The organism is Exiguobacterium sp. R-39, from assembly GCF_049942815.1.
Lineage (GTDB): Bacteria > Bacillota > Bacilli > Exiguobacteriales > Exiguobacteriaceae > Exiguobacterium_A.
The window spans coordinates 2,872,304-2,899,039 of sequence record NZ_CP187965.1; the positions used below are offsets into that span (position 1 = coordinate 2,872,304).

The 26,736-nt window shown below is 47.3% G+C and carries 24 protein-coding genes, 1 pseudogene and 1 other annotated feature; of the genes and pseudogenes, 16 read left to right on the plus strand and 9 right to left on the minus strand.

What is annotated here, in order from left to right; all coding sequences use genetic code 11:
• Positions 1–68: 68 nt before the first annotated feature.
• Positions 69–680, minus strand: coding sequence for a YitT family protein (locus ACP26N_RS15015; RefSeq protein ID WP_131973479.1), 612 nt, complete (start codon positions 678–680; stop codon positions 69–71).
• Positions 681–1,099: 419 nt separating this feature from the next.
• Here ACP26N_RS15015 and ACP26N_RS15020 point away from each other — a divergent pair, with 419 nt between their 5' ends.
• From ACP26N_RS15020 to ACP26N_RS15060, 9 genes are all read left to right on the plus strand, one after another.
• Positions 1,100–2,452 (plus strand): FAD-dependent oxidoreductase, encoded by a 1,353-nt coding sequence (locus ACP26N_RS15020; RefSeq protein ID WP_131973480.1) that lies wholly within the window; start codon positions 1,100–1,102, stop codon positions 2,450–2,452.
• A 227-nt stretch (positions 2,453–2,679) separates the two neighbouring features.
• Positions 2,680–3,564 carry an SDR family oxidoreductase gene (locus tag ACP26N_RS15025; protein ID WP_114596612.1) on the plus strand — a complete coding sequence of 295 codons (885 nt, stop codon included), beginning with the start codon at positions 2,680–2,682 and terminating at the stop codon, positions 3,562–3,564.
• A 121-nt stretch (positions 3,565–3,685) separates the two neighbouring features.
• Complete coding sequence (locus tag ACP26N_RS15030) at positions 3,686–4,237, plus strand: maltose acetyltransferase domain-containing protein (protein WP_426354283.1); 552 nt, start codon at positions 3,686–3,688, stop codon at positions 4,235–4,237.
• A gap of 100 nt (positions 4,238–4,337) precedes the next feature.
• Complete coding sequence (locus ACP26N_RS15035) at positions 4,338–5,195, plus strand: hypothetical protein (RefSeq protein ID WP_214855348.1); 858 nt, start codon at positions 4,338–4,340, stop codon at positions 5,193–5,195.
• Between the two features lie 11 nt (positions 5,196–5,206).
• A complete protein-coding gene (locus ACP26N_RS15040; protein ID WP_131503470.1) occupies positions 5,207–5,890 on the plus strand; it encodes a response regulator transcription factor in 684 nt (227 codons plus the stop codon).
• On the plus strand, positions 5,887–7,152 hold the full coding sequence (locus tag ACP26N_RS15045) for a sensor histidine kinase (RefSeq protein WP_426354284.1): 1,266 nt from the start codon (positions 5,887–5,889) through the stop codon (positions 7,150–7,152). The genes ACP26N_RS15040 and ACP26N_RS15045 overlap by 4 nt, the downstream gene beginning before the upstream one ends.
• Before the next feature lie 79 nt (positions 7,153–7,231).
• Positions 7,232–8,311, plus strand: a complete 1,080-nt coding sequence (locus ACP26N_RS15050) for a site-2 protease family protein (RefSeq protein WP_131503472.1) — start codon at positions 7,232–7,234, stop codon at positions 8,309–8,311.
• A gap of 160 nt (positions 8,312–8,471) precedes the next feature.
• Complete coding sequence (locus tag ACP26N_RS15055) at positions 8,472–9,869, plus strand: MATE family efflux transporter (RefSeq protein ID WP_131503473.1); 1,398 nt, start codon at positions 8,472–8,474, stop codon at positions 9,867–9,869.
• Between the two features lie 109 nt (positions 9,870–9,978).
• Positions 9,979–10,551, plus strand: a complete 573-nt coding sequence (locus ACP26N_RS15060) for a 3'-5' exonuclease (protein ID WP_131503474.1) — start codon at positions 9,979–9,981, stop codon at positions 10,549–10,551.
• A 50-nt stretch (positions 10,552–10,601) separates the two neighbouring features.
• Here the strand turns inward: ACP26N_RS15060 and ACP26N_RS15065 are convergent, their stop codons facing one another.
• The 3 genes from ACP26N_RS15065 to ACP26N_RS15075 form a co-directional block, all read right to left on the minus strand.
• The gene (locus ACP26N_RS15065; RefSeq protein WP_131503475.1) at positions 10,602–11,717 is read right to left on the minus strand and encodes an NADH-dependent flavin oxidoreductase; all 1,116 of its coding nucleotides are present in this window, start codon (positions 11,715–11,717) and stop codon (positions 10,602–10,604) included.
• A gap of 103 nt (positions 11,718–11,820) precedes the next feature.
• Entirely contained in the window at positions 11,821–13,926 is a 2,106-nt protein-coding gene (locus tag ACP26N_RS15070; protein ID WP_131503476.1) for an MMPL family transporter, read from the minus strand.
• Between the two features lie 62 nt (positions 13,927–13,988).
• Positions 13,989–14,783 (minus strand): hypothetical protein, encoded by a 795-nt coding sequence (locus tag ACP26N_RS15075; RefSeq protein ID WP_255508391.1) that lies wholly within the window; start codon positions 14,781–14,783, stop codon positions 13,989–13,991.
• A 115-nt stretch (positions 14,784–14,898) separates the two neighbouring features.
• On the opposite strand from ACP26N_RS15075, the gene ACP26N_RS15080 reads away from it, so the two are divergent.
• Complete coding sequence (locus tag ACP26N_RS15080) at positions 14,899–15,075, plus strand: YycC family protein (RefSeq protein ID WP_114596622.1); 177 nt, start codon at positions 14,899–14,901, stop codon at positions 15,073–15,075.
• Between the two features lie 60 nt (positions 15,076–15,135).
• On the opposite strand, the gene ACP26N_RS15085 is transcribed toward ACP26N_RS15080, so the two are convergent.
• Both ACP26N_RS15085 and pulA read right to left on the minus strand, forming a co-directional pair.
• Complete coding sequence (locus ACP26N_RS15085) at positions 15,136–15,618, minus strand: site-2 protease family protein (protein WP_131503478.1); 483 nt, start codon at positions 15,616–15,618, stop codon at positions 15,136–15,138.
• Between the two features lie 217 nt (positions 15,619–15,835).
• Positions 15,836–17,848, minus strand: coding sequence for a type I pullulanase (gene pulA / locus ACP26N_RS15090; protein WP_131503479.1), 2,013 nt, complete (start codon positions 17,846–17,848; stop codon positions 15,836–15,838).
• Positions 17,849–18,009: 161 nt separating this feature from the next.
• Here pulA and ACP26N_RS15095 point away from each other — a divergent pair, with 161 nt between their 5' ends.
• The 3 genes and pseudogenes from ACP26N_RS15095 to ACP26N_RS15105 all read left to right on the plus strand — a co-directional run bounded on the left by ACP26N_RS15095 (position 18,010) and on the right by ACP26N_RS15105 (position 19,412).
• Entirely contained in the window at positions 18,010–18,504 is a 495-nt protein-coding gene (locus ACP26N_RS15095) for a YajQ family cyclic di-GMP-binding protein (protein ID WP_026827201.1), read from the plus strand.
• An 83-nt stretch (positions 18,505–18,587) separates the two neighbouring features.
• Positions 18,588–18,755, plus strand: a pseudogene (locus tag ACP26N_RS15100) (carboxymuconolactone decarboxylase family protein); the annotation flags it as partial.
• Positions 18,756–18,818: 63 nt separating this feature from the next.
• A complete protein-coding gene (locus ACP26N_RS15105) occupies positions 18,819–19,412 on the plus strand; it encodes a metallophosphoesterase family protein (protein ID WP_131503480.1) in 594 nt (197 codons plus the stop codon).
• A 73-nt stretch (positions 19,413–19,485) separates the two neighbouring features.
• Here ACP26N_RS15105 and ACP26N_RS15110 read toward each other — a convergent pair whose 3' ends face one another.
• Positions 19,486–20,091, minus strand: coding sequence for a hypothetical protein (locus tag ACP26N_RS15110; RefSeq protein WP_131973487.1), 606 nt, complete (start codon positions 20,089–20,091; stop codon positions 19,486–19,488).
• A 29-nt stretch (positions 20,092–20,120) separates the two neighbouring features.
• Positions 20,121–21,803 carry an arginine--tRNA ligase gene (gene argS, locus ACP26N_RS15115; protein ID WP_131973488.1) on the minus strand — a complete coding sequence of 561 codons (1,683 nt, stop codon included), beginning with the start codon at positions 21,801–21,803 and terminating at the stop codon, positions 20,121–20,123.
• A 57-nt stretch (positions 21,804–21,860) separates the two neighbouring features.
• Positions 21,861–22,082 (minus strand) — a binding site (T-box leader).
• Positions 22,083–22,207: 125 nt separating this feature from the next.
• Here argS and ACP26N_RS15120 point away from each other — a divergent pair.
• On the plus strand, positions 22,208–23,884 hold the full coding sequence (locus tag ACP26N_RS15120) for a GGDEF domain-containing protein (protein ID WP_131973489.1): 1,677 nt from the start codon (positions 22,208–22,210) through the stop codon (positions 23,882–23,884).
• Between the two features lie 6 nt (positions 23,885–23,890).
• Positions 23,891–24,679: an alpha/beta hydrolase gene (locus ACP26N_RS15125; protein WP_426354287.1), complete on the plus strand. Its 789-nt coding sequence runs from the start codon at positions 23,891–23,893 to the stop codon at positions 24,677–24,679.
• A 61-nt stretch (positions 24,680–24,740) separates the two neighbouring features.
• On the opposite strand, the gene ACP26N_RS15130 is transcribed toward ACP26N_RS15125, so the two are convergent.
• Positions 24,741–25,658 carry a rhodanese-related sulfurtransferase gene (locus ACP26N_RS15130; protein WP_114596633.1) on the minus strand — a complete coding sequence of 306 codons (918 nt, stop codon included), beginning with the start codon at positions 25,656–25,658 and terminating at the stop codon, positions 24,741–24,743.
• A 236-nt stretch (positions 25,659–25,894) separates the two neighbouring features.
• On the opposite strand from ACP26N_RS15130, the gene ACP26N_RS15135 reads away from it, so the two are divergent.
• Positions 25,895–26,539, plus strand: a complete 645-nt coding sequence (locus tag ACP26N_RS15135; RefSeq protein ID WP_114596634.1) for a TVP38/TMEM64 family protein — start codon at positions 25,895–25,897, stop codon at positions 26,537–26,539.
• Positions 26,540–26,736: the final 197 nt, after the last annotated feature.

The window sequence follows — 26,736 nt, forward strand, 5'->3', positions numbered from 1 at the left end:
GCTCCTTTCTTCTTCTCTTATTATCCTAAAACAAAAACCCTCCTGATGTCAGGAAGGTTTGATTCGGTTCATTTCAACTCTGTTACCGGAATTGCTACCTCAACCGGTTCACGCGTCATCACTGAAACAACACGCCCCGCAATCGCGACGGCAAGCAACGTATATAACGTTAAGCTCAACGGCAGATAGACGAGTGAGATGACAAGGACGACGGCATCAAGACTAAATAAAATCGTCCCGATCGATAAGCCGGTCAGCTTACTGAGACCCATCGACAATAAATCGTCGCCTCCTGTTGCCGCGCCGCTTTTCAAGACGAGTCCGAGACCATATCCGGTCACGATACCGCTTGCGACGGCCGCAATCAGCGTTGCCGGCCAGGCCTGTTCCGGAAAATGAAACAGATCCAGTCGGTACCACATTTCGTAAAACAGAGACAAGGCGCTTGCTGAAATCAGCGCTTCCCCGACAAACCGTTTGCCTTTAAAATAGAGTGCTCCGATAAAAAATGGAATATCGAGTACAATCATCGAAATCGATGGATTGATGTCAAAAAAGTAGCGTCCGAGCAATGATAACCCGATAAATCCGCCTTCTGCCAAACCAAATTGTTCATTCAAGGTGTAGTAGCCAAACGCCATAAGCAGCGTTCCGGCTAAGATGGTAATAATTCGTTTCATGTGTTGTCCTCTCCCGTATCTTCCATGGGAGAGGATGTAATTGTCCCGTTTGGGTATTCATCTATTTTCGCTCTCCCTGATTTTTTTCAAGCCATTACCTTCCTGTTCAATGAAGATTGGCGCTGCTAAAAATCAGGTAAGCTGAATAGATGATCGGTCCTCTCGGTGTCCATCGGTTTCCACCCTTTCGTTTTGTTGTCCCTTTCATTATAACCTGAACTTCAGAAACTGAAACAGTTTTACACGTTTTTAACAAAACTGATATAGACGACACTCACTTGCTCACTCATTCACATTTTAGACAAATCTTTGCTCAATATTGAACAAAGAACTTGAAAACCACTTTGTGAAGTAATACACTAAGGATATCAAATGAATGTGATTTTTATCACAAACAAAACAAAAAGGGGACTTTACTCATGAAAGTAGCAGTCATCGGTTGTACACACGCAGGAACAGCAGCAGTTAAAGAATTGACTTCACAGCACGAGCAATTGGATATCACCGTTTATGAACGAAACGATAACGTCTCTTTCCTCTCTTGCGGTATCGCGCTTCACGTCGGTGGCGTCGTCGAGCATGCGGAGTCGCTGTTTTATTCTTCACCGGATGAACTGGCTGAGCTTGGTGCAGACATGCGCTTAAAACATGATGTTCTCGAAATCGACAGCACGAATCAAACGATTGTTGCCAAAAACCTCGTAACGGGTGAAACCGTTTATGATACGTACGATAAATTGATCATGACGACGGGTTCATGGCCGATCATTCCGATGTTACCGGGTATTGAACTCAATCAAATCGAGCTTTGTAAAAACTATCACCATGCCCAAACAATCATCAAAAAAGCGACGGATGCCCAGCGAATCACAGTCGTCGGTGCCGGTTATATCGGTGCCGAACTGGTTGAAGCGTTTGAAGCATACGGTAAAGACGTCACGTTCATCGACAGTGCCGACCGGATTTTAAATAAATACCTGGATCGTTCATTCACCGACATCATCGAAAACGAATTGACGGATCGCGGCATTCGTTTGGAACTGAACCAGACTGTTCAAAGCTTTACCGGTGTTGATGGAAACGTCACACAAGTCGTCACGGATAAAGGAACGTTTGAAACGGATCTCGTCATTCTCTGTGTTGGTTTCCGACCAAGCACGGAATTGTTAAAAGGACAAATCGACATGTTACCGAACGGTGCCATCATCGTCGACGACTATATGCGGACAAGTAATCCGAACATCTTTGCTGCCGGTGACAGCTGTGCCGTCTATTACAATCCGGCCCGGACACATGCATATATTCCACTCGCAACGAATGCCGTCCGTATGGGGACACTTGTCGGGAAAAACCTGCTTGCTCCGACAATCCGTTACCAGGGGACGCAAGGTACATCCGGTCTCCGCTTGTATGACTTGAACATTGCTTCGACCGGTCTGACGGAAGATGCCGCTCCATTCTTCGGTTTGGAAGTAGCGAGTACGACGGTTCAGGATGCCTACCGTCCTGAGTTCATGCCGACAGCTGAAAATGTCCAATTGAAACTCGTCTATGAAACAACGACTCACCGCCTTGTCGGGGCGCAGATCATCTCAAAAGTTGATTTGACACAAGCCATGAACACGTTATCGGTAGCCATTCAAAACGACATGACGCTCGAAGAATTGGCTTTCGTCGACTTCTTCTTCCAGCCCCATTACAACAAACCGTGGAACTTACTGAACCAAGCAGCTTTACAAGGCATGAATGAGCTGACATCGGAACGCGTTTAATGCATTGCCTTCCCCCTCTCTTTTCAAATCGGAGTCCACACCTGTGGATTCCGATTTTTTTATTGTTCATCCGGTCGATTCCGATAATCTGTTGCGGCTGCTTTGCCCAGTCTCCTTCCACAACTGAGAAAAACTTCACTCGGTTAACCAATTGACGTTTAGACGTGAAGTGACAGGGAACATACTTCTTATGCAAACGAAACCACTATCACAGGAGGAATCAATTCATGTCACAGTCTAACAATCCACTTACACAATATTTCAATGATGACTTCCCGAAACAATATCAGGAGGCGCCGGCTGTCCAGGCAAAAATGGAACCCGTTCCCGATTGTGGTGAAGAAAGCTACAAAGGATCCGGTAAATTAAAAGGGAAAAAAGCCTTAATCACAGGAGGCGATTCCGGAATCGGCCGTGCCGCTGCCATTGCTTATGCCCGTGAAGGTGCCGATGTGTTCCTCAATTATCTTCCGGAAGAACAGCAAGACGCGGAAGAAGTCAAAGCACTCGTCGAAGCAGCCGGTCAAAAGGCATACTTACTTGCCGGTGACCTCAGTGACGAAACATTCTGTCAACAACTCGTCAAAGAAGCACACGAATCTCTTGGCGGAATTGATATTTTGGCACTCGTCGCCGGTAAACAACAAGCTGTCGAGGACATCATGGACCTGTCGACGGAACAGCTCCGCAAAACATATGAAATCAACGTCTTTTCACTGTTTTGGGTCGTTAAAGCTGCCCTTCCGTTATTAAAAGAAGGGGCTTCCATCATTACGACGACTTCGGTTCAAGGCTACAACCCAAGTGCGAACTTACTCGATTACGCGTCAACAAAATTTGCCATCAACGGCTTCACGCGCGGACTTGCGAAACAAGTCGCGCCAAAAGGCATCCGCGTCAACTCGGTCGCACCGGGTCCAATCTGGACACCATTGCAAATCTCAGGTGGTCAACCAAGCGAAAACATTCCGGAATTCGGACAGGAAACACCGCTTAAACGGAGCGGCCAACCGGTCGAACTGTCGAGCGTCTATGTCTTCCTCGCTTCGGATGATGCCAGTTATGTGACGGCGCAAATTTATGGTGTCACAGGCGGAATCGAACTCGCTTAATTCAATTTTTTCAACCCGGCAGCTTTGATGGCGACATCAAGGCTGTTTTTTTTGTTATGAGTTGCTTCTCCCTGCCTGGTTTAGTCTAATGAAGATATACATAGGATAGGAGATGATTGATGTGACGGAAAAAGAAAAAATGATTCAAGGTCAATTGTATTTAGCCGGTGACGCGGAACTGGTCGCTGACCGGAAACGGGCCCAGATGCTTTGCCATCAATTTAGCCAACTCAGCATCAACGAGTTACCTGCCCGAAAGTCGCTCCTGCAGGAACTGTTCCAAATCGAGCAGACCGATTTTTACATCGAACCATCTTTTAAATGTGATTACGGCTACAACATTACATTCGGCGCGCGGTTTTATGCCAATTACGATTGTGTTCTGCTCGACATTTGTCCGATTACAATCGGCGACAACTGTATGCTCGCTCCGGGCGTCCACATTTATACAGCGACGCATCCTTTAGATCCCGTCAAACGCAACAGCGGTTATGAATTCGGGAAACCGGTTGTCATCGGCGACAACGTCTGGATCGGCGGACGTGCCGTCATCACGCCGGGCGTAACGATCGGGGACAATGCCGTCATCGCGGCCGGAAGTGTCGTCGTCAAAGATGTCGCCCCAAACACTGTCGTCGGCGGGAATCCTGCCCGTTTCATCAAATCGATTTGATTTCTCATCAAATTTTAATCTAATCCTCAGTCTCCTCTCACTTGCGGGCGCTATTCTAAGAATAAGAAAAGCAGCTACCACTACTGAGGAGGAAATCATCATGACAAACGAAAAACGTACGGATAAGCCAAAAAAGAATTTTGTAAAACGCGGTCTTGCTTCAATCGCCATCACAGGAACCGTTTTGACGGGGGCCGGCGCCTTCTTACTTTTCACCGGTCCGGGACATTCTCTCGTCAATTCAACGGTCACAACTTCAGAACAAGTGGAACAAAAAGTCGAAGCGGCTTCAACAAAAGTATCAAGTAACGTCAAACAGTCGCTTCCAAGCTCATTCCGGGATGATGATCAAGAAATAGAAGGAACGTTAAAAGAAGTATCCGACACATCGGTGACACTGACACAAAATGGTTCGGATCAATCGTATTCGTTTGCCTCATCTGCTGAAATCGAACAAGCTACGCCCGGTGATTGGATTAAACTTGAACTCAATCAGGACAGTCTTGTCCGGGAACTTGAACGGGAAGATGATCGAAATGACGACCGGGATGATCGCAATGACGATTCATCCGACGATGACCGCAATGAAGTCACCGGTGTCGTCAAAGAGTTGTCCAATGAACAAATCGTCTTGACTCAAAATGGTTCGGATCAAGCGTACCGCTTCAGCGAGCGCGCAGAGATCGACAAAGCGCAAGCCGGTGATACCGTCAAACTTGAACTGACAGCAGCCGGTCTCGTCCGGGAGCTCGACCGTGAAGATGCGGAAGATCAAGACATCCGTGGTGCATTAATCCGTGTGACGGACACACAAGTCGTCATTGAACAAAACGGTAAAAACGTGACGTTTGAACGTGCGCAAAACATGGAACAGGATAATGATGTACAGGTTGGTTCACAAGTCGAACTGGAGTTGAACGGATCTAAGCAAGTGACAGAAATCGACGAACAGTCGTAAGGAGGAAGTCTATGGCACCGACCATCTTAATCGTCGAGGACGATTCAAAAATCGCCCGCCTACTTGAACTGGAATTAAACCACGCCGGATACGCGACGCAGGTCGCCTTCAACGGTAAAGATGGCTTAGCAGCTGCTGAGAACGACATCGATCTCGTCTTACTTGACGTGATGATGCCGGAGCTCAGCGGCTTCGAGGTGCTTCGGCGGCTTCGCGGAAAAAATAATCCGGTTCCCGTCATCCTGTTGACGGCACGAGGCGAAGTGTATGATAAGGTTGCCGGTCTTGATCTCGGTGCCAATGATTATGTGACGAAACCGTTTGAAATCGAGGAACTGTTGGCACGGATCCGCGGGTTACTCCGTTTGACGATACGTACAGCGGTCGAAACCAATCAGCTGCATTACGCCGATGTCTTACTCGATTTGGACCGGCATGAAGCGTTTCGAAGCGATGTTCCGCTTGATTTGACACCACGTGAATTTGATTTGTTGTCTTATCTGATGGAAAACAAGGAACACGTCTTGACCCGTGAGCAAATCCTTAACCGGGTCTGGGGTTATGATTATTTCGGGGAAACGAATATCGTCGATGTCTACATCAGGTATTTACGCAAAAAAATGGACCGCAGCCAGTCTCCCCTCATTCAGACCGTTCGTGGCATTGGCTATGTTTTAAGGGAGGAGAAAGGATGAAGTTACGAACCAAACTTGCGTTATCGGTGACGTTGTTCACGACCCTTTTATTGCTGTTGTCTTTTTTAGTCGTCACGTATGTCGTCCGTGACCATTTAATCGAATCCCGTTTCACACAACTCGAGCAGGCCGAGGAGCTGATGGAAGATGATTCGACGACCCGGGCATTATTGACACTTCATGAAGATTCCGTCGTCCTGTCCCGTAACGACGGACGTTGGGTGATTGCAAACGATGAAGAGGATGACGATTCCGCGACGGTCAACGGCGATGTCCGGGCACGCGATCTTCCCGGCATTCCGACAAACCGCGACGAACCGTTCAAATCCGGTAACTGGTTTGGCGTCGTCCATCAAGATCAGGCGTATCTGTTTGAAGACGACACGGTGGACGATACGGTCTCGACGCTGTTTTTCGCCTTCTCGATCGTCCTGATCGTCGCCGTCATCATCGCTTTTCTCAGCAGTTTTTTCATCGCCTATCAAACGTTGCGTCCACTTCGTCAACTCGGTCAGACGATGGAACGGATTTCCGACTCCGGTACACTTGAGACTGTTCCGGAACAGCAAAATGATGAAATCGGACAGCTCGGAAAAGTCTTTAACCGGATGATCGGACGTGTCGATCAAACAATGGAACAGCAACGGCAGTTCGTCGCGGATGTCTCGCATGAGATGAAGACGCCGCTGACCGTCATCGAAGGGTATGCGAAACTTCTGAAGCGCTGGGGCAAGACAAATCCTGATGTCCTCGAAGAATCCATCAGTAACATTCTGAACGAAACGCACACGATGCGGAGTGGACTGATTGAACCGATGCTCGAATTATCCCGCCTCGGCTATGGTGAAACGACGACGGAGACGGTTGACTTGAAGCAGCTCGGGACAGAAGTCGCGGACCGGATGCACCATGCCTATGACACTGCTATTCCAGTCGATGCCATCGGAACCGTCACAGCGAATCATGAAGCACTTGTCCGAATTTTGACGATTTTCATCGATAATGCGATCAAATATGCCAAAGATCCGGAAATCCGTCTTCGACCGGACCGGCTCGAAGTGCTTGACCGTGGAACCTCATTATCTGCGGAGCAGCGCAAGCGTCTGTTCGATCGGTTTTACCGGCTCGATGAAGCCCGTGACCGGTCCGGCAGCGGTCTTGGTCTGTCGATTGCTGCTGCACTGGCGGAACATCATCATCTGTCCGTTGGCAGTGAAGCTCGTCCCGGTGGCGGAAGTTGTTTTTACATCACCTTCCATTGAACACCTGAAATGAAACCTTCCCCCGTCTTTTGGCGTACACTAGAGACAGGAGTCAGATGATGAAAGAAGGTTATGAACGATGGATAAAAAACGTTGGGGAGGCTTAGCCGTCGCCGGAGCATTTTTGCTCTCAAAAGGTAAAGTGCTGCTCGCTCTCTTAAAGTTCTCTAAATTCGGCGGGACGCTAATCTCGTTCGGTATCTCGTTATTGTTTTATGCACAAATTTTTGGCGTCTGGTTTGGTGTCGGATTGCTTTATCTCCTGTTCATTCATGAGATGGGGCATCTCGCAGCAGCCAAACGGCTTGGTTTCAAGACCGGACCGGCGATTTTCGTTCCGTTCATGGGAGCTGTCATCGGAATCAAGGATACATTCCGGACCCCGAAACAAGAAGCAATTTTGGCATATGGCGGTCCGCTTGCCGGATTACTCTCCCTCATCCCGCTTTTGATCGGATACGCCGTGACGGGAAACGATTTTTGGCTTGTCATCTTCCATTTAGGGGCCTTGCTGAACCTGTTCAACCTGTTGCCCGTCAGTCCGCTTGACGGCGGACGGATTTTAGCCGGTCTGCCGATTGTCGTTTGGGTCGCCGGTCTCGCCGCCCTGATTGCATACGGTGTGACACACTTCAGCATCATCTTGTTATTGATCGCGTTTCTCGGCGGAAGTGCCGTCTGGAAGCGATACCGTTTTGCGAAACAATACGAAGACAATAAATCGATTTTAATGTTATACCGTGCTGCACGCAGCCGTGTCCTGCAAGCGAAAGTCGAACAGGAACAATTGGCAGCAACGGAAACTGTGACGGACTCGACCGTCGACGAACCAGACGATGCACCCGTTTCGACCTATGATCCGATCGCCTGGTCACTCCGACACGACCTCCAGGATTTACGGAGTGCGAGTCCGGAAGAAGCGAAAAGTGCTGCCGATGACTTGCTTCGTTACCAATATGATTCGGCTAATGATTACGATGCCTTGTTGCGTCGACTGGACCAGCGGATTGAACCGTTACTCGAAGCTGAAAAATCGGTTGAGTATCATCAAATGCCGAAAAAACAACAGACGATTACGTTGTTCGCTTACCTGGCTCTTGGTGCAATTCTCTTCATCGCTTTTGAATACTCAAAAGGGTATCTTCCGACCCCATCTTAACCAGTCGTGTTATCTCAAGCAGGCACTTCGTCTTCAATCGGCGGAGTGTCTTTTGATCGTTTTGCACATTGCCTGATTCGATTACTTGCATCCGGTTGTTGAAGCGACTAATCTGAATGAAAATCCATGTCCCTGTTTTGAAAAAAAGGAGGCTCTCCTGATGATGAATAAAAATACGGCTCGTTTGGGAGAAGCACCCATCAACAAACTCCTGATCGGCCTGTCGCTCCCGGCGATGATCGGGATGCTTGTGACTGCTCTCTATAATATTGTCGATACGATTTTTGTGGCACAAGGAATCGGGACGGTTGCCGTCGCGGCTGTCGGCATTGCGTTCCCCGTTCAGCTCGTCTTGATGGCCATCTCGAACTCGATTGGAATCGGCGGTGCGGCCATTGCTTCTCAGCGGCTTGGTCAAAAAAATCTGGCAGGTGCCAGTCGTGCCTATGCAAATGTCCTGATGACCGTTTTCGTCGTCAGTATGCTTGCGATTATCACGGCATTCATCTTCGTCGAACCGTTGTTACAGGTGTTCGGTGCCACACCGGAAATCATGCCATACAGTATTGATTTCCTCCGTGTCCTGTTACTCGGTTCCCCGTTCTTCATGTTGACGATGGCTTCGAGCGCCATGCTTCGGGCAGAAGGACGTGCCAGTTATCAGATGCGTGTCATGCTGACGACAGTCGCCATCAACATCGTCTTGACGCCCCTGTTTATTTTCGGACTCGACTGGGGCATTCAAGGGGCTGCACTTGGGACGGTCGTCGCGCAAATCGTCGGTTCCGTTCTGATTTTCAGGTTTTTCTTTACGAAAGCGAAAAAAACAAGTCTTGTCCTTGACCGTGAAGCCTTTCGGTTTGATCCCAAACTGGTCGGTCGGATGGGACAGATCGGCTCATCGTCTTTCATCATGCAAGTGTCACAGTCCATCTTATTCATCACCGTCAACCATATGCTCGTCCGCTACGGCGGTACGACGGAACTTGCGACCTTTGCCGTCATCAATAAGTTCATGGCACTTGTCGGAATGCCAATCATGGGAATCGTCCAAGGGATGCAGCCGATTGTCGGCTACAATTTCGGGTCGAAACAGTTTGATCGGATGTCACAAGCAATCAAACTGGCCATTCGCTACGGTTTGAGCCTGTCGATCACGCTTTGGCTGTTAATCCAGCTGTTCCCCCGTTTTTGGGTCGGAATGTTTACGGAAGATGTGACATTACTCAATGAAGGTTCGACCGCGATGCGGATTTTATTCGCAATTTCATTCGTTTACGGGATTCAGATGATCATCAACGGAATGTATCAATCACTTGCCAAGGCGCGGATCGCCTTGTTCCTGTCGCTCTCGCGGCAGACCTTATATACGATTCCACTCGTCCTGATTTTACCTATCTTTTTTGGAGTACAAGGGGTTTGGTTCGCCTTCCCGATTGCTGATTTAATGGCCGTTTTGACGGCTGTCGTTTTTGCCTACCGTGACCGGATCATGCTCTTTAAGCCCGATGCGTATACGGAACCTGAAGCACAAGAAAAAGCGGTACAGGCTAAATAATCAAAAAGTCCGTCCTGTCTCAAAGACAGACGGACTTTTTGATTAAACGAAAAGACGAACATGCATTCTAAATCGAAATACGGTATGCTGATTAAAAAGGAGAGATGATATGGAACGTTATACACTGGCGATTGATTTTGAAACAGCGAACCGGAACAGCCGCAGCATCTGTGCCTTTGGCTGGTCTGTTTTATCCGCTGGGAAAGTCCTCACAAGCAAGCAGGTCTTAATCAATCCGGAAGAAGACTTTGATGCCGGTAATATCCGTGTCCACGGCATTCGCCCGAGTGACGTCTGGGATGCACCGGCCTTACCGGAAGCAATGGCGGCACACGGCTTGTTTGAATTAATTGAACAGGCCGAGCTCGTCGTTGCCCATAATGCAGCTTTCGATATGGGTGCGCTCCAAAAAGCGGTTCAAAAATATGACTTATATCAAATGCCGACATTTCAGTATGGTTGTACGGTCAAATTGTCACGGAAGCTTTATCCGTGGTTGCCGAACCATAAGCTAAATACGATGGCGGAGTTTTTAGGTGTATCTTTTAAGCATCACGATGCGAAGGAAGATGCCTACATCTGTGCGTTATTACTGCAGGATATGTTCGACCGGACGAACATGGATCATCCCGTTGAACTGCACCGTTTTTGTGGTGTCCGGATGGGTGAAGTCGCTTACTGACACTAAAAAAGGAGCAACTCAGAATTCTGAGTTGCTCCTTTTCGTATTTCTTATTTTGTTGTTTGTTTGATTGGGAACCAGCCTGGACGGCTCGTGATTCCCTGCCATAGTGCATCCGGCACGACGAGTTCAGACTGTGCCGACGGATCGAGTTCTGTCCGAATCGATTCCGTTTCGCCAGCTTCTACTTTTTCAACCCATTTTGGTTCCATGATTAACTCACGGCCAAGAGCGACGAGTGGCACGACTTCAAGTGAACGCTCGACTTCTTCCGGTGTATGGAGTGAACCGACACCGATGACCGGAACGTGTTGACCGACACGTTCTTGTACGAGACTGATTGGCGAACGTGTTTCGTTTTGATCACGAATCGATCCTGCAAAGAAGTCCATGACGGAAACGTGCAGGTAGTCGAGATCTTTTTTCGCAAGTGCATCAACGAGTTGCATCGTATCATCGAGTGTAATTCCCGGATTTTCAACTTCTTCCGGTGAGAAACGATAACCGACGATAAACGATGGATCTTTTTTTGCAACGGCTTCGACGGCATCGACGACAGCTAATGGGAAAGCAAGACGTTTTTCAAGACTTCCGCCCCATTTGTCCTCACGACGGTTCGAGTGCGGAGAAACGAATTGTTGAATTAAGTACGTGTTCGCACCATGAATTTCCACTCCGTCAAATCCGGCTTCCATCGCACGGCGTGTTGCTTGACCGAATGCTTCGATGATCGCTTCGACTTCTGCTGCTTCCAGTGCACGTGGTGTCATTGCGCCTTCACGTTCTGGTGCTACTGCACTTGCGCTGACTGTTTGTCCGCCGACGAGTTCCGGTGGTGCCATACGACCCGCGTGGAAAATTTGCAGAATCGCTTTTGCGCCTTGATCTTGGATTGTTGTAGCGAGACGTTTCAGGCTCGGAATCAATTCATCGCGCTCTGCGCCAAACTCGTTCGGGAATCCTTGACCGTCTGCTGTGACGTTGGCACATGCTGTAATGACTGCACCGACTCCACCTGAACGTGCTGCGTAGTATGCAAGCTCCGCTTCTGAAACTTCACCGTTTTCTTCCGCCGCGTAGTTCGTCATCGGCGCCATCATAATCCGGTTTTTAAGGGTCACTCCGTTTGGAAGTGTAAACGTATCAAACATCTTTTCATTAGCCATTGAAGCATATCCTCCTCTGAAATCTTAACTTGAATATCGTCAGTATACGCTCGCCCTGCTTTAAATGACTAATGATGTGCTTCACTGATGTTCTGAACGATGATCAGATCCGGTATTTTCGTTTTCGCCGTCCGCCCGGCCACCACCAGTTCCAGTGTCCGAACAGCTTCATCAGTGCCGGAACAAGGAACATCCGGACGATCGTCGCGTCAATGAAAATCGCCAAAGCAATTCCGACACCAAGCTGTTTAATCGGACTGACGCCGGTAAACGCAAATGCACCGGTGACGACAATCATGATCAAGGCGGCGGAGGTGATGATTTTACTCGTCTTCGCCAGTCCCATTTCCGTTGCGAGGTCATTATCCCCGGTCTCATCGTAGTATTCTTCCATTCGTGAGACGAGGAATACTTCGTAGTCCATCGATAATCCGAAAACAAGCGAGAAGATGAACACAGGGGTTAAGATACCGATTGTTTCGGCCGGGAAAACCCAGCCCGATTCAAATAAAATGACGAGCAGACCAAATGTTGCTCCGAGGCTGAGTAGATTCATCAAGATGGCTTTGATCGGAATCAAAATCGACTGGAACGCAAACAACAGGATGATGAATGTCGCAAGTAAGACAAGACCTAGCGCGAGCGGCATTTTTGAGTAGATTTCATCATAGATTTCCTGATTAAAGGCTGCCGGTCCCCCGACCTGGTATCCTTGGTCTCGCACGTCGCGGACCCATTTTTGTGAACTCTTGTCTCCCGGATCTCCCGTCAGCTTGACATTGATCCGGGCAACTCCTTGATCAAACGTAATCAAAGGCGCCAACTGTTCTTTTCCCTGTTCGTTCGCAGCAAGCTGGGTCACGGTCTGTCCATTCGCTTCCGCCAGCGCCGTCGCTGAAATGACACTGCTTACTCCGTCATCTGCTTCGAGTCGTGTCGTCAACGCTTCCAGTTTTTCGACACCTTGTTCCGTTTGAAAATCAGCTTTTAGCAAGACGACGGCATCGGTCCCATCGTCGCCAAAGGTTTTTTCCCACGCTTCAAAAGCGAGGCGTGATTCATAATCTTCCGGTAACGCGCTTGCTTGCGGAATGTTCAGTTCCAAATCGCGCAACGGAATTAAACACGGCAAAAGAAGAAGGAGTGAAAAAAGGGTGATGGCAACCGGACGTTTCATGACGAACCGGGCGAGCTTACGCCATCGGACTTCCCCCTGCTCCGAATCCGCTTTAAAAATCCGCCCTTTTTCCAGACTGCCCCCGAGTAGTGCGAGCAGGGCCGGAAGTAAGGTCACAGCGCTGATGACGGCGCCCAGTACCGAAACCAGCGTGCCGATCGCAACTGCTTGAAACACATCGACATCAATGACAAGTAAGCCCGCCAGTCCGACGAACACACAAATCCCGGAAAATAAAATCGATCGTCCGGCCGTCGCAACCGAAACTTCCGCTGCTGCCGTAATCGACCGTCCGGCTGCCCGTTCTTCCCGGAACCGGTTGACGTAAAGCAGGGAAAAATCGATTCCGAGGGCCAGTGAAATCATCGCTACGGCATTTAAGACAAAGATGGACAATTCCTGTTGTCCGGCGATGAAATACAACGTTCCGGCTCCGAAGATGAACGTGACGAGTCCCATGATGAGCGGCAAGATGGCAGCAAGCGGCGTCCCGAAAACAAGAAATAAGACAAGTAACGCTGCCGGTACGCCAATCAATTCCGCCCGGACCAAATCATTTTTCGATGCGGTATTCAAATCGTCGACGATCAACGGCTCTCCTGTCAGGCGAATCGTATTGCCGTCTTGCGGATCCAGTTTTTCCTGCACCGCCTTCACCCAGGAAGGGTCAATGTCCGGTATCCCGATCGAGACATATCCTTTTCCGTCTTTTAAAGCTTCCGGATTTTCCTGGACACCGATAACCTGTCCCACTCCTTGGATGGTCCGAAACGCCGTGACGTGACGCTGCATCTCCTGCCGGATGGTTTCTGTTTTCCCTTCAAACAAAACGATGATTTGGTGTGGGTCCTGCTTAAATTCTTTTTCTAACGTGCGTTCGACTTGTTGAAACTCTCCGTCCCGTGTAAAGCCGTTTCCCTTCAGCTGATCCGGGAGTTGCACCGCAAAATAACCAAGAATCAGCAACAGCACCACCCAGGTAACGCTGATGCCTTTTCGAAAGCGCACTACGTATTGACCAAAACGTTCCATCTGTCATCTTCCTCTCTCTATACAAGAAACACATCCTTCGCCCGCTACGACAAAGGATGTGTTTACGTCTTTTGAAAAATCTGGAGCCACGTATTTCCGAAATTCGCCGACGTCGAGACGATGGCCAGACGTTGCGCCGATTCATCCAGTAAAACCGTCTTTAACAGGATCGATGACTGGCACCCATCAAATTTAAATTTCAGTTGCTCTTTTTCGTACAGATAAAATCGATTGGCATCCGTGACAGAAAACAGATTTTTCCGGCTGTCGACCAACAAATAGTCGTCATACTCGGAAAACGGAATCAACTGTTCCTGTTCCGTAAACGCATCCCAAATGACATAACGTGATTGATTCACATCATAGGAAATCATCGTTCCAGGTGCGAGCAGACGTTCGAACGCATACTGCGGATGATACCCCCGTTCAATCAAACGTCCTAATAGAGGAGCTTCGTCATAATCCGAAAAAGTTCCTTCCTGTTTTTCAAAACAATAACGCACGACATCGGTCTCAGCCGAGTACATAAAAATCTGATTGTCTCGCCATTCATACAGATTACTGAACCAGGCATCAGCAAAGAGGATGGGGCGATTCATATATTGGAGACGTCCGTCTCTTAAATCGAGTAAACCAAACAATGAAGTTTCTTCAAAAACGATGAACACACGGTATCCGTCCGGCTCAAAGAACCACGTGAACGGAACATACGCACATGCTGTCTCCCACCGTATTCTCAAATCCAAATCACATTTTGTAAATCCGCCTTGATCCCGGTATAAAATCAGATCATCGCCAAATCGGTCAAAAAGTGAAACAGATTCATGGAACAACAGCTCAGCGGCTGGTTTATACATACGCATCACTTCCTACTCCCTACGGTATCAACCTTCTTCATTTCTAGCTACTGTCGATGCGCTCGAAGAGCATGTCCTGTATACTTAAAGGAAACAAAAAGGAGGTACACACACTATGAAACCCCTACAACTGTCTGCTGATACAGCTGTTGAACTTTCGAAACGTCTCAATGTGCCGCTCGAACAGTTAATGCACATGCCACGGCATATTTTGATACAAAAACTGGTCGAATTAGAAACAGAACAATCCGACTCTTCTTCTGCGGATGATACATCTTCAGAAGACAAATGATGCAATATGCCCTTCTTTCGTGCGCTGGTCGCATAAAAGAAGGGCATATTTTGCTTATGATTACGATTGGGGGTTATATTCTGATTTTCCATAACGGAATACATTAACGATCGCTTTTCCGTCACTCGGATAACCGTTCGGATGATCAATCGGAAACAGCGAGAAGAAAATGAAGTAGAACGAGAAATAGGCGAATTGATACGTAAAAATCGAAGCCTCGAAGACACCCGCATAAATCAAACCGTTTACAATCAGGATGCTCGCCAGATTAAAAATAGCTCCACCGGCATAGACGGTAATGTTCGTAAATTTATTTTCATGACGAAGTGCCTCATACTGACACCATCCGTCCCAGAAATAGATACGGTTCAAGCGGATGGGGCCAACACGTAACAACGATTTCCCCGATCCGATATTGATTTCCATATTCCCGCCAAACAGACGTGCGAAAAAGTAATGACCCATCTCATGAATTAACGTGACGATTGGTAATAACAAAAAAAACGAGAAGAAAAATTTCCAGATATCATTGAAGCCAAACATAAAATACATCCTTTCAAAAAAACCAGCACTCTAAATACTACTTATAGTATGTTCCCGGAAGCTCTGAATTAAAACAGCAAACATGAAAAATCATTAAGTCATTATGATGACACCGCAACATGACTGTTACGTTGCGGGATGCGGCTCTAAAAAAAAAGAATCGGAGCCCACATCAGTGAACTCCGATTCTTCTAATTGCCTCGTTGCTTAAGACTCATCATTTATTATTTTTACGCCGTTTGTTCGCTGCATACAACAAACCAAGAATCGTCAGTGCGGCGCCGCCTGCCACTGCATATTTTTTATAGTCTGCTTTCCGTTCGGCAATGACTGTCGTCGACAAAGCCTTCACGACAAGCTGTTTTTCTTCATGCAGACGAGGGGCATGGATTTTTACAACCCCTTCTTCGACGAGAATTTCGAACTCGCCGCCCGGTAACTCGATTGTCACATCGTGTTCCGTCGCATTGTGATACACCCGCTGACGTTCAACATACCCTTCATATGTCCGCTTCAATTCGTAAGCAATGATGCCTTCTCCTTCTTCGAGGAAGCGGAGATGTTTGCGGATCATGGCGGTGTTTTCGAGACGGAACATCGGATACTGACGCCGCAGCGCAATCAATCCTTTGACATACTCGACGCCGAACCGGAACTCTTCTGCCCGTTCATAATCGAGTTGATTGACGACTTCTCCGGAGTTGAAGCTGTCCCGAATGCCGTTTTTTGTCCGGAAAAACTCCTGTCCCGCATGTAAAAATGGAATCCCTTGTCCGGTTAAGATAATGGCATTCGCAAGCATTTGTCGTTTTCGGCGGACTTCATCCGTATCTTCCGGCCGTGACACGGACAATTTGTCCCAAATCGTTAAATCATCATGGGCTTCCGCGTAAGAAACGACTTGATTCGGTTCATCCGCAAATCCTTGCGAAGAGACGTTTCCGGCAATGCCCCGTTTGACTTCATTTGTCCGCTCGAAAGCTCCGCTGATGAATCCGCGGTCAAGCGGTGTCTGAACGTCACCTTTGACACCGTCACGTAATCCGTTATTGAAATGAGCGATTCCCGGCATCTGCGGCGCATTAAAGTAGTTGGCTTTTTGATCGGCTGCAAGTGGTGTGTCAAGATCCCATCCTTCCCCGATAATCAAGATCGATGGATCAATCCGGTCGAGTGCATGGCGGACTTGATTCATCGTTTCGATATCATGTAAGCCCATCAAGTCGAACCGGAATCCGTCCAGATGATACTCTTTCGCCCAGTACGTCACGCAATCAAGAATGAACTTACGCATCATGAAACGTTCTGATGCTGTGTCATTTCCACAAAAACTCCCGTTCGAAAGTGTTCCGTCTGCTGCCTGACGGAAAAAATAACCCGGAACGAATTGGCCAAGTGGTGCCGTTTCCGCATCATAGACGTGATTAAAGACTACATCCATCACGACACGAATGCCCCGGTCATGCAAGGCTTGAATCAAGGCTTTTAATTCACGGATTCGCGCTGCCGGATCATCCGGATTCGACGAATAGGATCCTTCCGGCGCAAAATAATTGACGGGATCGTATCCCCAGTTGTAGTTATCCGGATCGTTCGGTGCGGCTTCATTCACTGAACCGAAATCATAAATCGGAAGCAATTGGACATGTGTCACACCTAAATCCGTCAGGTAATCAAGACCTGTCAATCCGCCTGATGGTGTTCGTGTCCCGGCTTCCGTCAATCCGCGGAACGTTCCCCGCTCGATGACCCCACTCGCCGAATGGCTCGTCGCGTCCCGAACGTGTAATTCATAGATGACGGCATCTTGTGACGAATGGAAGAGAGGGCGTTCTTCAATCCAACGCTCGGGTTGAGTGGTGGACGGATCGATTAATGCTCCCCGTTTACCGTTTGTCCCGACTGCTTTTGCATACGGATCGACCGCTTCGACTTTCTGTCCGTTGATGCTGGCTTGAAACGTATAAAAGTAACCTTCATACACAGCACGATCCAGTTCGACGACGAATGTCCCCTGCTGATCCGCCGCCAATTCAAGTTCTTCAACTTTCCTTGCCCGCAATGTCCGGTACAAACGAATCACGACACGTTCAGCCGTCGGTGCCCATAAACGGACCCGTATCGTTTTTTCATCAAATGTTGCTCCTAAATCTGATCCTTTATAGGCATACCGCTCATCCAGCTCTTCTGGTGTGAGCGTCAACATATCTGCTGTTTGTTTCAAAGCCATGCACCCCTTTCATTTCATGGTTTTCATTATAACAAAATTTCATACAGATGAACGATTCGACTGTTTCTCTTCCATTTTCTTTTGCCGAAACTTCGACACGAAGTCAAAGCATCTGCGGACAAATATGTTAAAATGGTTGTGGAACGAAAGGGGAGATTCTTATGGCAGCAAAAGACAATTCATTTGATATCGTGTCACAAATCAACATCGAGGAAGTCAAAAACGCGATGCAGGTCGCTTTAAAGGAAATCACGAACCGCTTTGATTTCAAAGGATCAAAAAGCGACATGAAACTCGAGAAAGAAGATTTGATTCTGATTTCAGATGATAATTTTAAACTCGATCAAGTCAAAGATGTCCTGACAGCGAAACTCATCAAGCGCGAAGTCCCGACGAAAAACCTGCAATACGAAAAAGTCGAGCAGGCAGCCGGAAACACGGTCCGTCAACGCGTCATTCTCAAAAGCGGCATCGATCGTGATGATGCTAAAAAAATCAACAATGCCGTCAAGGAATCCAAACTCAAAGTCAAAACTCAGATTCAAGACGATCAAATCCGTGTCACAGGCAAATCGCGCGATGACTTGCAACAAGTCATGCAAATCGTCCGCGAATTACCATTATCGGTCGACGTCCAGTTCCTCAATTTCCGTTAAGTACAAAAAAACCCCTTATTCCGATTGGAGAAAGGGGTTTTTTTCATGCTTATTGCGCTGTATATCCACCATCAAGGATAACGCTTGCCCTTCATATTAATACCGGCTTAACCACTGGATTGACAGGAAATGAGATTGTTGAAGCCATCATGCATCTTGTCCCTTATACCGGTTTCCCGCGTGTCCTCAATGCACTCGAAGTTGCAAAAGTGGTCTTTGCCGAGCGCGGTGTCACGGTCGACCCGGCTTAATCAAAAATAGGATGAGCCGCATGAAACCCGGGGTATACTCTTAGTACAAGGGAGCGATGCCAGATGCAGTATGCACTCATCACGGATTTGCACAGTTCACTATCCGATACACGTGCTGTGTTGACAGATATTCAACAGACGGCTCCGCAAGCCGTTGTCTTTTCGCTTGGGGATGTCCATGAGTGTCACATCGGAAAAAAGCGGGCCAAACGGTATACGTTTGAAGAAATCGAACAAATCGTGACGCTTGATCCGGATTTTTTGAAATTGCTTTTTTTTGAGACATTGCTTGGAAACCAGGAAGAACGCTTGTTTTCATTGATTCCAGCAGGGATATCCAGTTATCTCGATCAGCTGCGCATGTCGGAACGGACAAAACAAATCACGTCCGCTTTGTTCATTCATGGTGACCAATTGAAATGGAGCTATGATCTGACGCCCGATACATCCGCTTATCCCGACCGACTCTTATTTTTTGGACACAGTCATGTGCACGGACTATTCAAAGAGGGCAAACGTCTAGCGATTCATCATGATATCCCGATTTCCATCAAACGTGGCCGTTACGCCATCAACGTCGGACCGGTTCTGGTCGAACGCGAATGGTTACTATACGATACGACTGCCGAAACCATCACCTTTCATCAAGTCAAATGAATACCTGACATGAAAAATCCCCCGCTTCATTTACAGTTCGTGAATGAAGCGGGGGATTTTGTCGTCATCTCTTTTACAGAAAACGCACGAGTGAAGCGCGAACTAAATCGACTTGTGTAAATTCTGTTTTATCGGCGAACTGATTCACGACACGGCGGACTTCCCCTTGACGACGGACGAAGCTAGTCGGTACCGGTGTTTTCCGAACGAGTTGCTCATACAATGTCGTCAACTGATGATCATCGATGACCGTAGTCATTTGATCGAGGAATAACAGCACATGAAGGCGGTTCAAATAATCCCATGGCTTGTCTTCCGAACGAAATTCATTGCGTGCCAACCATTTTTTTAGACCGATGGCATCAATTTGATTCAATGTCTCTTTCGTACGAGGTGCTTTCCATAACGCCAATAACTCACCGAGTTTTTTGCGTGTCTGTTTTTTTTCCATGAAGAACTCGAAGTTACTTTTCGTATCGAGTGCGTCACCGCTGATCGGAGCAATTTGATCGGCTCCTGGTGCTGTCACGAAATCTAAGATGAAATCGACTGATTCACCCGGAAGCCACGTGGCAACCTTTCCGTGAAAGTCAGCAATAAAAGCGATGGATGCAGCCAAGTCTTCCTGATTCATTTGTGTAGATGCGTGCTGTAACCGTTCCATTGTCTCTTTGTTCATATGATAACCCCATCTTTAATTGATTTATCTTACATTTCTTCAGGAGCGCCGACACCAAGCAGGCGTAATCCTTCCGTCAATACAATCGTAACCGATTTTACGAGCGCGAGGCGAGATTGTTTTTCCGCATCGTCTTCGAGGACACGAACCTGTCCGTAATATTTGTTGAAACTTTGAGCTAAATCGAGGACATAACGGCTGATGATCGATGGTTCGCGACGTGTAAACGCCCGGTCAATCACTGCCGAGAACTGGTTCAGCATCGACACGACACCCCATGAATAGTCATCTGCGCTACCCGCAAAAGCTGATCCATCGTATTCGCCTTTACGTAACAATGAATTTGCCCGTGCATTTGTATATTGGACGTATGGACCGGTTTCCCCTTCAAATTTCAACATTTGTTCGAGATCAAATTCAATGTTGTTCATGCGCTCATTTTTTAAATCGTGGAAAATGACAGCACCGACACCGACTTCGCGTGCCGTCTGTTCGGCATTGGCAAGGTTCGGATTTTTCTCGGCGATATTTTGTTTCGCGACATTGATTGCATCTTGAAGCACTTCTTCAAGAAGGACAATCCGTCCTTTACGCGTCGACATCTTTTTCCCGTCTTTCATAATCAGACCAAACGGGACATGGTGCATACCGTCGACATTTTCAAAGCCAAGTTTCTTCAGAACAGCAAACAGCTGTTTAAAGTGGAGGGCCTGTTCACCACCGACAACGTAAAAGGCCTGCTCGAAACCGTATGTCTCAAGACGATAGACGGCAGCAGCCAAATCACGTGTTGCATACAATGTCGCCCCGTCTTTTTTCTTAATCAAGGCAGGAGGCATTCCTTCTGCTTCGAGGTCGACGACCATTGCGCCTTCCGACTCGACGAGCAACTCTTTTTCTTCCAATAAGTCGATGACATGCTGCATCTTATCATTATAGAAGGCTTCGCCGTTCAAACTGTCGAAGCTGACACCAAGCATTTCATAGACACGGTTGAACTCGACGAGCGAAACTTCACGGAACCACGTCCAAAGTGCTGTTGCTTGTTCGTCACCCTGTTCAAGTTTCTTGAACCAAGCACGACCTTCATCTTCAAGAGCCGGATTTTCTTCCGCTTCTTCGTGGAAACGCACGTACAGTTTGAGCAATTCTTTGATCGGTTCAGCCCGGACGTCTTCTTCCTTGCCCCACATATTGTAGGCGACCATCAATTTCCCGAACTGTGTTCCCCAGTCTCCGAGGTGATTGATGCCGACGACATCATATCCTTTTTTTCGTGAAATCTGGTTCAGCGCATTTCCGATGACTGTCGAACGTAAATGTCCCATCGAGAACGGCTTTGCGATGTTCGGTGATGAAAAGTCAGTCACAATTGTTTTGCCGTTCGCTTCGCTTGATCCGTAAGCTTGTTGTTCTTCTAAAACACGTTTAATGATTTCACGCGAAACAACTTCCCGGTTTAAGAAGACGTTCACGTACGGTCCAGCTGCCTGCACGTTCGAGAACAGTGAATTATCGATTTTCTCAGCCAGTTCCGTTGCAATCATCATCGGTGCTTTACGGAATGCTTTTGCGAGTTGGAAACATGGGAATGCCAGATCGCCGTGATCCTCATGTTTTGGTTGTTCAATCAACTGTTCGATCTCTTCTTGTGACAATGCATCACCAATCACATCATGTAATACTTGGGCATATTGTTGCTTGTAACTCATTTTGTTTCCTCCAAACAGTTTATTTTTTCCAATAAAAAACGCCCTTTGCGCAACACGCAAAGAGACGGAATGACCGCGGTACCACTCTTCTTGGTGTCGACGGTACGACACCCACTTTAACGGGGATAACGGGGTTCCCCCGGCTAGGCCTGATCACATGGATTCGGATAGCATCTCGGAAGTGCGTTTCACGATGGTCTAATCTGTTCAGGCTTTCACCGATCCCTGATTCGCTGGTCGATTAAATCATATCGCTACTTTCTTCGTCATCGATTGTTTGATATCTTTCACATTATACGCAATTCACTGCATTCTCTCAACCTTATTTTTTTGTAAATCCCTTATCATAATTTCCACAAAACGGGTATAAGTAGGGAAGGACTGTTAAAGGAGGGAGACGCATCATGGTCTACTATCAAAAAGTCGCACGAAACAGTTGGCTTGTCTTGTGTCTCGTTGCTAGTCTGCTTACCTTCATTTTACTTACACATCCTACACTCATCGACTTTCCGCTCTCATTTGGCAATGCCACTTATCTTCTAGCACTCATCATCTTGTTCCAGTTCGATAATGTTCGTCGTGGAGGCATTTACTATACGTTTCAGGAAGGGATCATTTTATTCATCTTTCTTAATTACGGATTATGGCCATCCATTCTTCTCAGCCAAATCGGCATCTTCGTCTTTCAGTTTTTTTCTCATAAAAAAGAAATTCGCCGTCAACGTTTTTTATATTTATATCCGATCAATGCTCTGTTTGATTTAGTTTATCTTGCCTCTCCGTCACTCGTCTATTTAGTACTCGGCGGACCGATTGGAACTGACTTTACTTACTCGAGAGCACTCCTTCCGCTTCTCGGATATTTAACGACCGTCATGATCGTTTCCTACCTCCAATGCCGGTTCGTCAACCGCATCTTATATTTGAAATATGATTGGGTGCGCCTTGTCCGTCTGCAGACACTTGTCTACGGTATCAGTATCTTAAGTGCTCTGCTCGGAATCTGGTTTTATGATGAGAACCCGCTCATCGCCGCTTCCGTCTCGACGCTGATCTTATTTTTATTCAAACGATTGCTCCAACAGCATGGGGAAACAATCGAAGCGAATGAAAAAGCCAAACGGTTTGATGACGCCAAAGAACATCTGCTGATTTCCCAGTTCGAACAAGAAACGATTGACTCCTTATTACGCGACTTGCCGTATCTGATTGATTTTTCGGAAGGTTGGATATCAATTCAGCAACAGCGTAAGCAAACCATTTACAATATCCGGACGAAAACAATCATCGATGTCCTGCCTTTATTCCATTCCCTGAAGGCCGAGCAGCTGCAAACACCAATCATCCATGGTCTTCGGTGCGATTGGGGGACGGACATTAAAATTGACTTACCCGTTGACCGTCATTCGATGATTGCGATTCCATCCATCACAAACGAAGATGTCGATGTATCGATCATCCTATTTCATCAAACCGCGGATGCCTATGATGCGACAAGTGCGGACGAGATTTCGCGTTTGTTACGTATTTTTTGTCGGGTGTTGCACCGTTCACGGGAAACATACCAACTGTACGCCGAGAGCCGGACTGATGCTTTGACGGAGCTCGCCAACAGTCGTGCCTTTTACGAGGAAGGGGCACAGCAATTTGCCTCTGACCGTTATCCCTTGTCGATCATCTTATTTGATATCGATCACTTCAAACATGTTAACGATACGTATGGACATAAGGTCGGTGACCTTGTTCTGCGTGAACTCGGTCGCAGGATCCGGGCCGTGCAACAGAAAAAGCAGAACGTCTTCGCGGCTCGATACGGCGGAGAAGAATTTGTCCTGTTACTCAGTCAATCTCCACAGAAACAAGCAATCGATTTCGCCGAAGAAATCCGGCATGCCGTCCTCGACCGGCCGTTCGTCGTCGATAGACATCGCTTATCCATCACCATCAGTCTTGGCGTCGATACCGTCGAATTTCCATCGGAACGATCGTTCGAAGAATCGCTCCGGCAAGCGGATCATGCTCTCTATGTCGGTGGCAAACATAACGGTCGGAATTGTACTGCCCATTACGCTAACCTTTGAAAGGTCGTGACTATCTTGTCAATTACTGAAATTGAACGAACGATTTCGACTCTAGCCTCGCCTCGAACAATCCGGATTTATCGTCCGACCGAACTACCTGTCGACGAAGCGCTCCCAGTCATTTATATGCATGACGGTCAAAATGTCTTCAGTGGTGAGACCGCTTCGTTCGGAAAAGGCTGGGAAGTCCATCATGCACTCCATACTGTTCAGTTGCATGCGATGATCGTCGCCATCGACAGTCCGGATGATGGAATGGACCGCTACGATGAGTATGCCCCTTGGACGGACGAAGCCCTTTTAATGCGCACGGCCTATCCGTCTCATCGCAAGACGATTGGCGGCAACGGAAAGCAATACATGCACTGGATCGTTCATGAACTAAAACCGTATATTGACTCGCAGTATGCGACGATTCCAACGGATACGACGATGATCGGCAGTTCGATGGGGGGTGTCATTTCATTGTATGGCTTGTTCGCTTATCCGGAAATCTTCACACGTGTCGCTGCTTTATCAACGGCCGGTTGGGCGAATTTTTCTTCTTTACTGGAATTCATTGAGCGCAGTCCACGTTTATCCGAGCACCAGCGTTGTTATATGGATGTTGGTACGAAAGAAACGAGCGGACCGATGACGGAAAATGACTATCTTCATACAAACGAGGTTCTTGCGAAAGCCGTTCAAAAAAAAGTCCAACAAGCGACTTACGAAATCATTCCCGGTGCGATCCATCACGAGACCGAATGGGCAAAACGGATGCCAGAAATCCTTCGTTTCTTATTTCCATCCTAAAAAAGCAGGCCGACGAAATCCCGGATTCGGATTTTGTCAGCCTGCTTTTATTCATCCATGATTACTTTACCAGTTCTTCCATTTGTTCTTTTACATAACGGTTGCGTGGGTGTTCCCGGCATTCGTCTGAACAAGAACGCATCACTTTCGGTTCACATTCTTCACAGCAGAAGTGTTGACGATTACATTCCGGATTTGCACAGTTCACGTATCGTGTTTCGTCTTTTCCACAGTAATAACAAGTCGAGACAACCGTTGGATTGACTTCGTTAACAGGTACTTGAATGCGTTCATCGAACACATACAATTCCCCTTCCCAGTCTTCTCCACGTGTCGCTTCATCTTTCCCATACATGACGACGCCGCCTTTTAAGTGGAAGATGTCGTCGCTGTTTTGACGTTTACGGAAATATGCCGTGAATTTTTCACAACGGACACCGCCCGTACAATACGTCAGAACTTTTTTCCCTTCAAACAAGTGTTCATTTTCATCGAGCCATTGCGGAAATTCACGTGAGGCATCGACATCGACCTTGACGGCATTTTTAAAATGACCGAGATCGTATTCGTAGTTGTTCCGGACATCCAGAATGACGACATCTTCATTTTGCATCATATTTTTCCACTCCGCCGGTTCAAGATACGCCGCATGTTCTTCCGGCACGTTGAATTCATCTTCAAAGCGCCATGTGACCAGTTCGCTTTTATAACGAACGAAAATTTTCTTGAAGGCATGTTCGTCGACCTCATCGATTTTGAACTCGATGTCACTAAACCGTGGATCGGCAAGCAGGTCCTGCATGTATTGATCGGTTTGTTCGACTGTTCCAGACAGTGTGCCATTGATTCCTTCTGGTGCAATCAGGATTCTTCCTTTGATGCCAAGCTCTTTGCAATAGGCAAGATGCTCTTTTGTTAATTGTTCCGCATTGTCGATCGGAACATACTTATAAAATAATAGTACGCGATAAGGTTTCATAATCCTCATTGGCCCCCATGTCAGTTTTTTGCAGTAAAACGAACGTTGGCGAACGAAGCGTCATAGCTATTAGCTAGCTGGGAACGCCTGCAAAACGCACCCATTTAAGTATAATACCAACTTCATTTGAATTGTACAATTGGCAGTTCAGCGGACAGCACGATAAAGTTTTTCCTTTCTGACGGGGAAAGAGTTAAAATAGAAGTTAGCAGTTTATTTTGTAAGGAGGATTCCGAATGCTCCAAACCGTCCGTCAGTGGATTGAACAAATGATTACGTTTCTCCAGGATCTTCCGGGTGGTGCATCGACCGGATTGATTGCTCCTTTTCTGGAATCACTTTTTCCGTTCCTCCCGCTTGTTCTTATCATTTCCGCCAATGCAGCGACTTATGGCTTTTGGATGGGTGTACTCGTCTCTTGGGTCGGTAGTATGCTCGGTTCTCTTGTCGTCTTTGCCTGTATCCGTTATTTATTTCGCCGCCCTGTCACGAGGTGGCTTGAACAACATAAAGCCGCCCAGCAGTGGATTGAACGGGTTCGCCATATGAGTCCGATTTCGCTTGGTTTTTTCTTTTCACTTCCGTTCATGCCGGCCTTTATCATTACAGCGATTTCTGCAATGATTCAACTGTCACTTCGGACGTATTTGATTGCCGCTGGAGCGGGTCGACTGATCGTCGTCATCATCTTCTCGTTAATCGGTAAAGAATGGTCAACATTTTTGGAACGACCGATCCGTCTTGTTTTTCTGTTTCTGATTTTACTCGCCATCTGGGGAGTCAGTCGTGGCGTCGAAGAAATCATCAAACGGCGCGCCCTCGCACGACGTTCGAAGTCACTACGTGATCTTGAACAGGAAATCGGGGACAATAACAAATGATATAACCAACTGTCGGCACATCCTCCATCAGGGTGTGTCTTTTAATTATGCGGATTTCAACGTTTTTTATTCATTTCCCTTTATTTTTCCAGGCAGGACTTTTGAATCATTTTTTCATATTAATATGTTTTTAAAATAACGTTCACATTTTGTCCAACATTGAAAACGCTTACAATAAAATGGTAAGACCAATATTA

Bases quoted from the DNA above. Each gene is read 5' to 3' on its own strand.
- ACP26N_RS15105 (WP_131503480.1), top strand. From the start codon at position 18,819: ATGCAGTATGCACTCATCACGGATTTGCACAGTTCACTATCCGATACA.
- ACP26N_RS15070 (WP_131503476.1), bottom strand. From the start codon at position 13,926: ATGGAACGTTTTGGTCAATACGTAGTGCGCTTTCGAAAAGGCATCAGC.
- argS (WP_131973488.1), bottom strand. From the start codon at position 21,803: ATGAGTTACAAGCAACAATATGCCCAAGTATTACATGATGTGATTGGT.
- ACP26N_RS15120 (WP_131973489.1), top strand. From the start codon at position 22,208: ATGGTCTACTATCAAAAAGTCGCACGAAACAGTTGGCTTGTCTTGTGT.
- ACP26N_RS15050 (WP_131503472.1), top strand. From the start codon at position 7,232: ATGGATAAAAAACGTTGGGGAGGCTTAGCCGTCGCCGGAGCATTTTTG.
- ACP26N_RS15085 (WP_131503478.1), bottom strand. From the start codon at position 15,618: ATGTTTGGCTTCAATGATATCTGGAAATTTTTCTTCTCGTTTTTTTTG.
- ACP26N_RS15060 (WP_131503474.1), top strand. From the start codon at position 9,979: ATGGAACGTTATACACTGGCGATTGATTTTGAAACAGCGAACCGGAAC.
- ACP26N_RS15065 (WP_131503475.1), bottom strand. From the start codon at position 11,717: ATGGCTAATGAAAAGATGTTTGATACGTTTACACTTCCAAACGGAGTG.
- ACP26N_RS15135 (WP_114596634.1), top strand. From the start codon at position 25,895: ATGCTCCAAACCGTCCGTCAGTGGATTGAACAAATGATTACGTTTCTC.
- ACP26N_RS15080 (WP_114596622.1), top strand. From the start codon at position 14,899: ATGAAACCCCTACAACTGTCTGCTGATACAGCTGTTGAACTTTCGAAA.
- ACP26N_RS15035 (WP_214855348.1), top strand. From the start codon at position 4,338: ATGACAAACGAAAAACGTACGGATAAGCCAAAAAAGAATTTTGTAAAA.
- ACP26N_RS15130 (WP_114596633.1), bottom strand. From the start codon at position 25,658: ATGAAACCTTATCGCGTACTATTATTTTATAAGTATGTTCCGATCGAC.
- ACP26N_RS15095 (WP_026827201.1), top strand. From the start codon at position 18,010: ATGGCAGCAAAAGACAATTCATTTGATATCGTGTCACAAATCAACATC.
- ACP26N_RS15075 (WP_255508391.1), bottom strand. From the start codon at position 14,783: ATGTATAAACCAGCCGCTGAGCTGTTGTTCCATGAATCTGTTTCACTT.
- ACP26N_RS15020 (WP_131973480.1), top strand. From the start codon at position 1,100: ATGAAAGTAGCAGTCATCGGTTGTACACACGCAGGAACAGCAGCAGTT.
- ACP26N_RS15015 (WP_131973479.1), bottom strand. From the start codon at position 680: ATGAAACGAATTATTACCATCTTAGCCGGAACGCTGCTTATGGCGTTT.
- ACP26N_RS15045 (WP_426354284.1), top strand. From the start codon at position 5,887: ATGAAGTTACGAACCAAACTTGCGTTATCGGTGACGTTGTTCACGACC.
- ACP26N_RS15055 (WP_131503473.1), top strand. From the start codon at position 8,472: ATGATGAATAAAAATACGGCTCGTTTGGGAGAAGCACCCATCAACAAA.
- ACP26N_RS15025 (WP_114596612.1), top strand. From the start codon at position 2,680: ATGTCACAGTCTAACAATCCACTTACACAATATTTCAATGATGACTTC.
- ACP26N_RS15040 (WP_131503470.1), top strand. From the start codon at position 5,207: ATGGCACCGACCATCTTAATCGTCGAGGACGATTCAAAAATCGCCCGC.
- ACP26N_RS15110 (WP_131973487.1), bottom strand. From the start codon at position 20,091: ATGAACAAAGAGACAATGGAACGGTTACAGCACGCATCTACACAAATG.
- pulA (WP_131503479.1), bottom strand. From the start codon at position 17,848: ATGGCTTTGAAACAAACAGCAGATATGTTGACGCTCACACCAGAAGAG.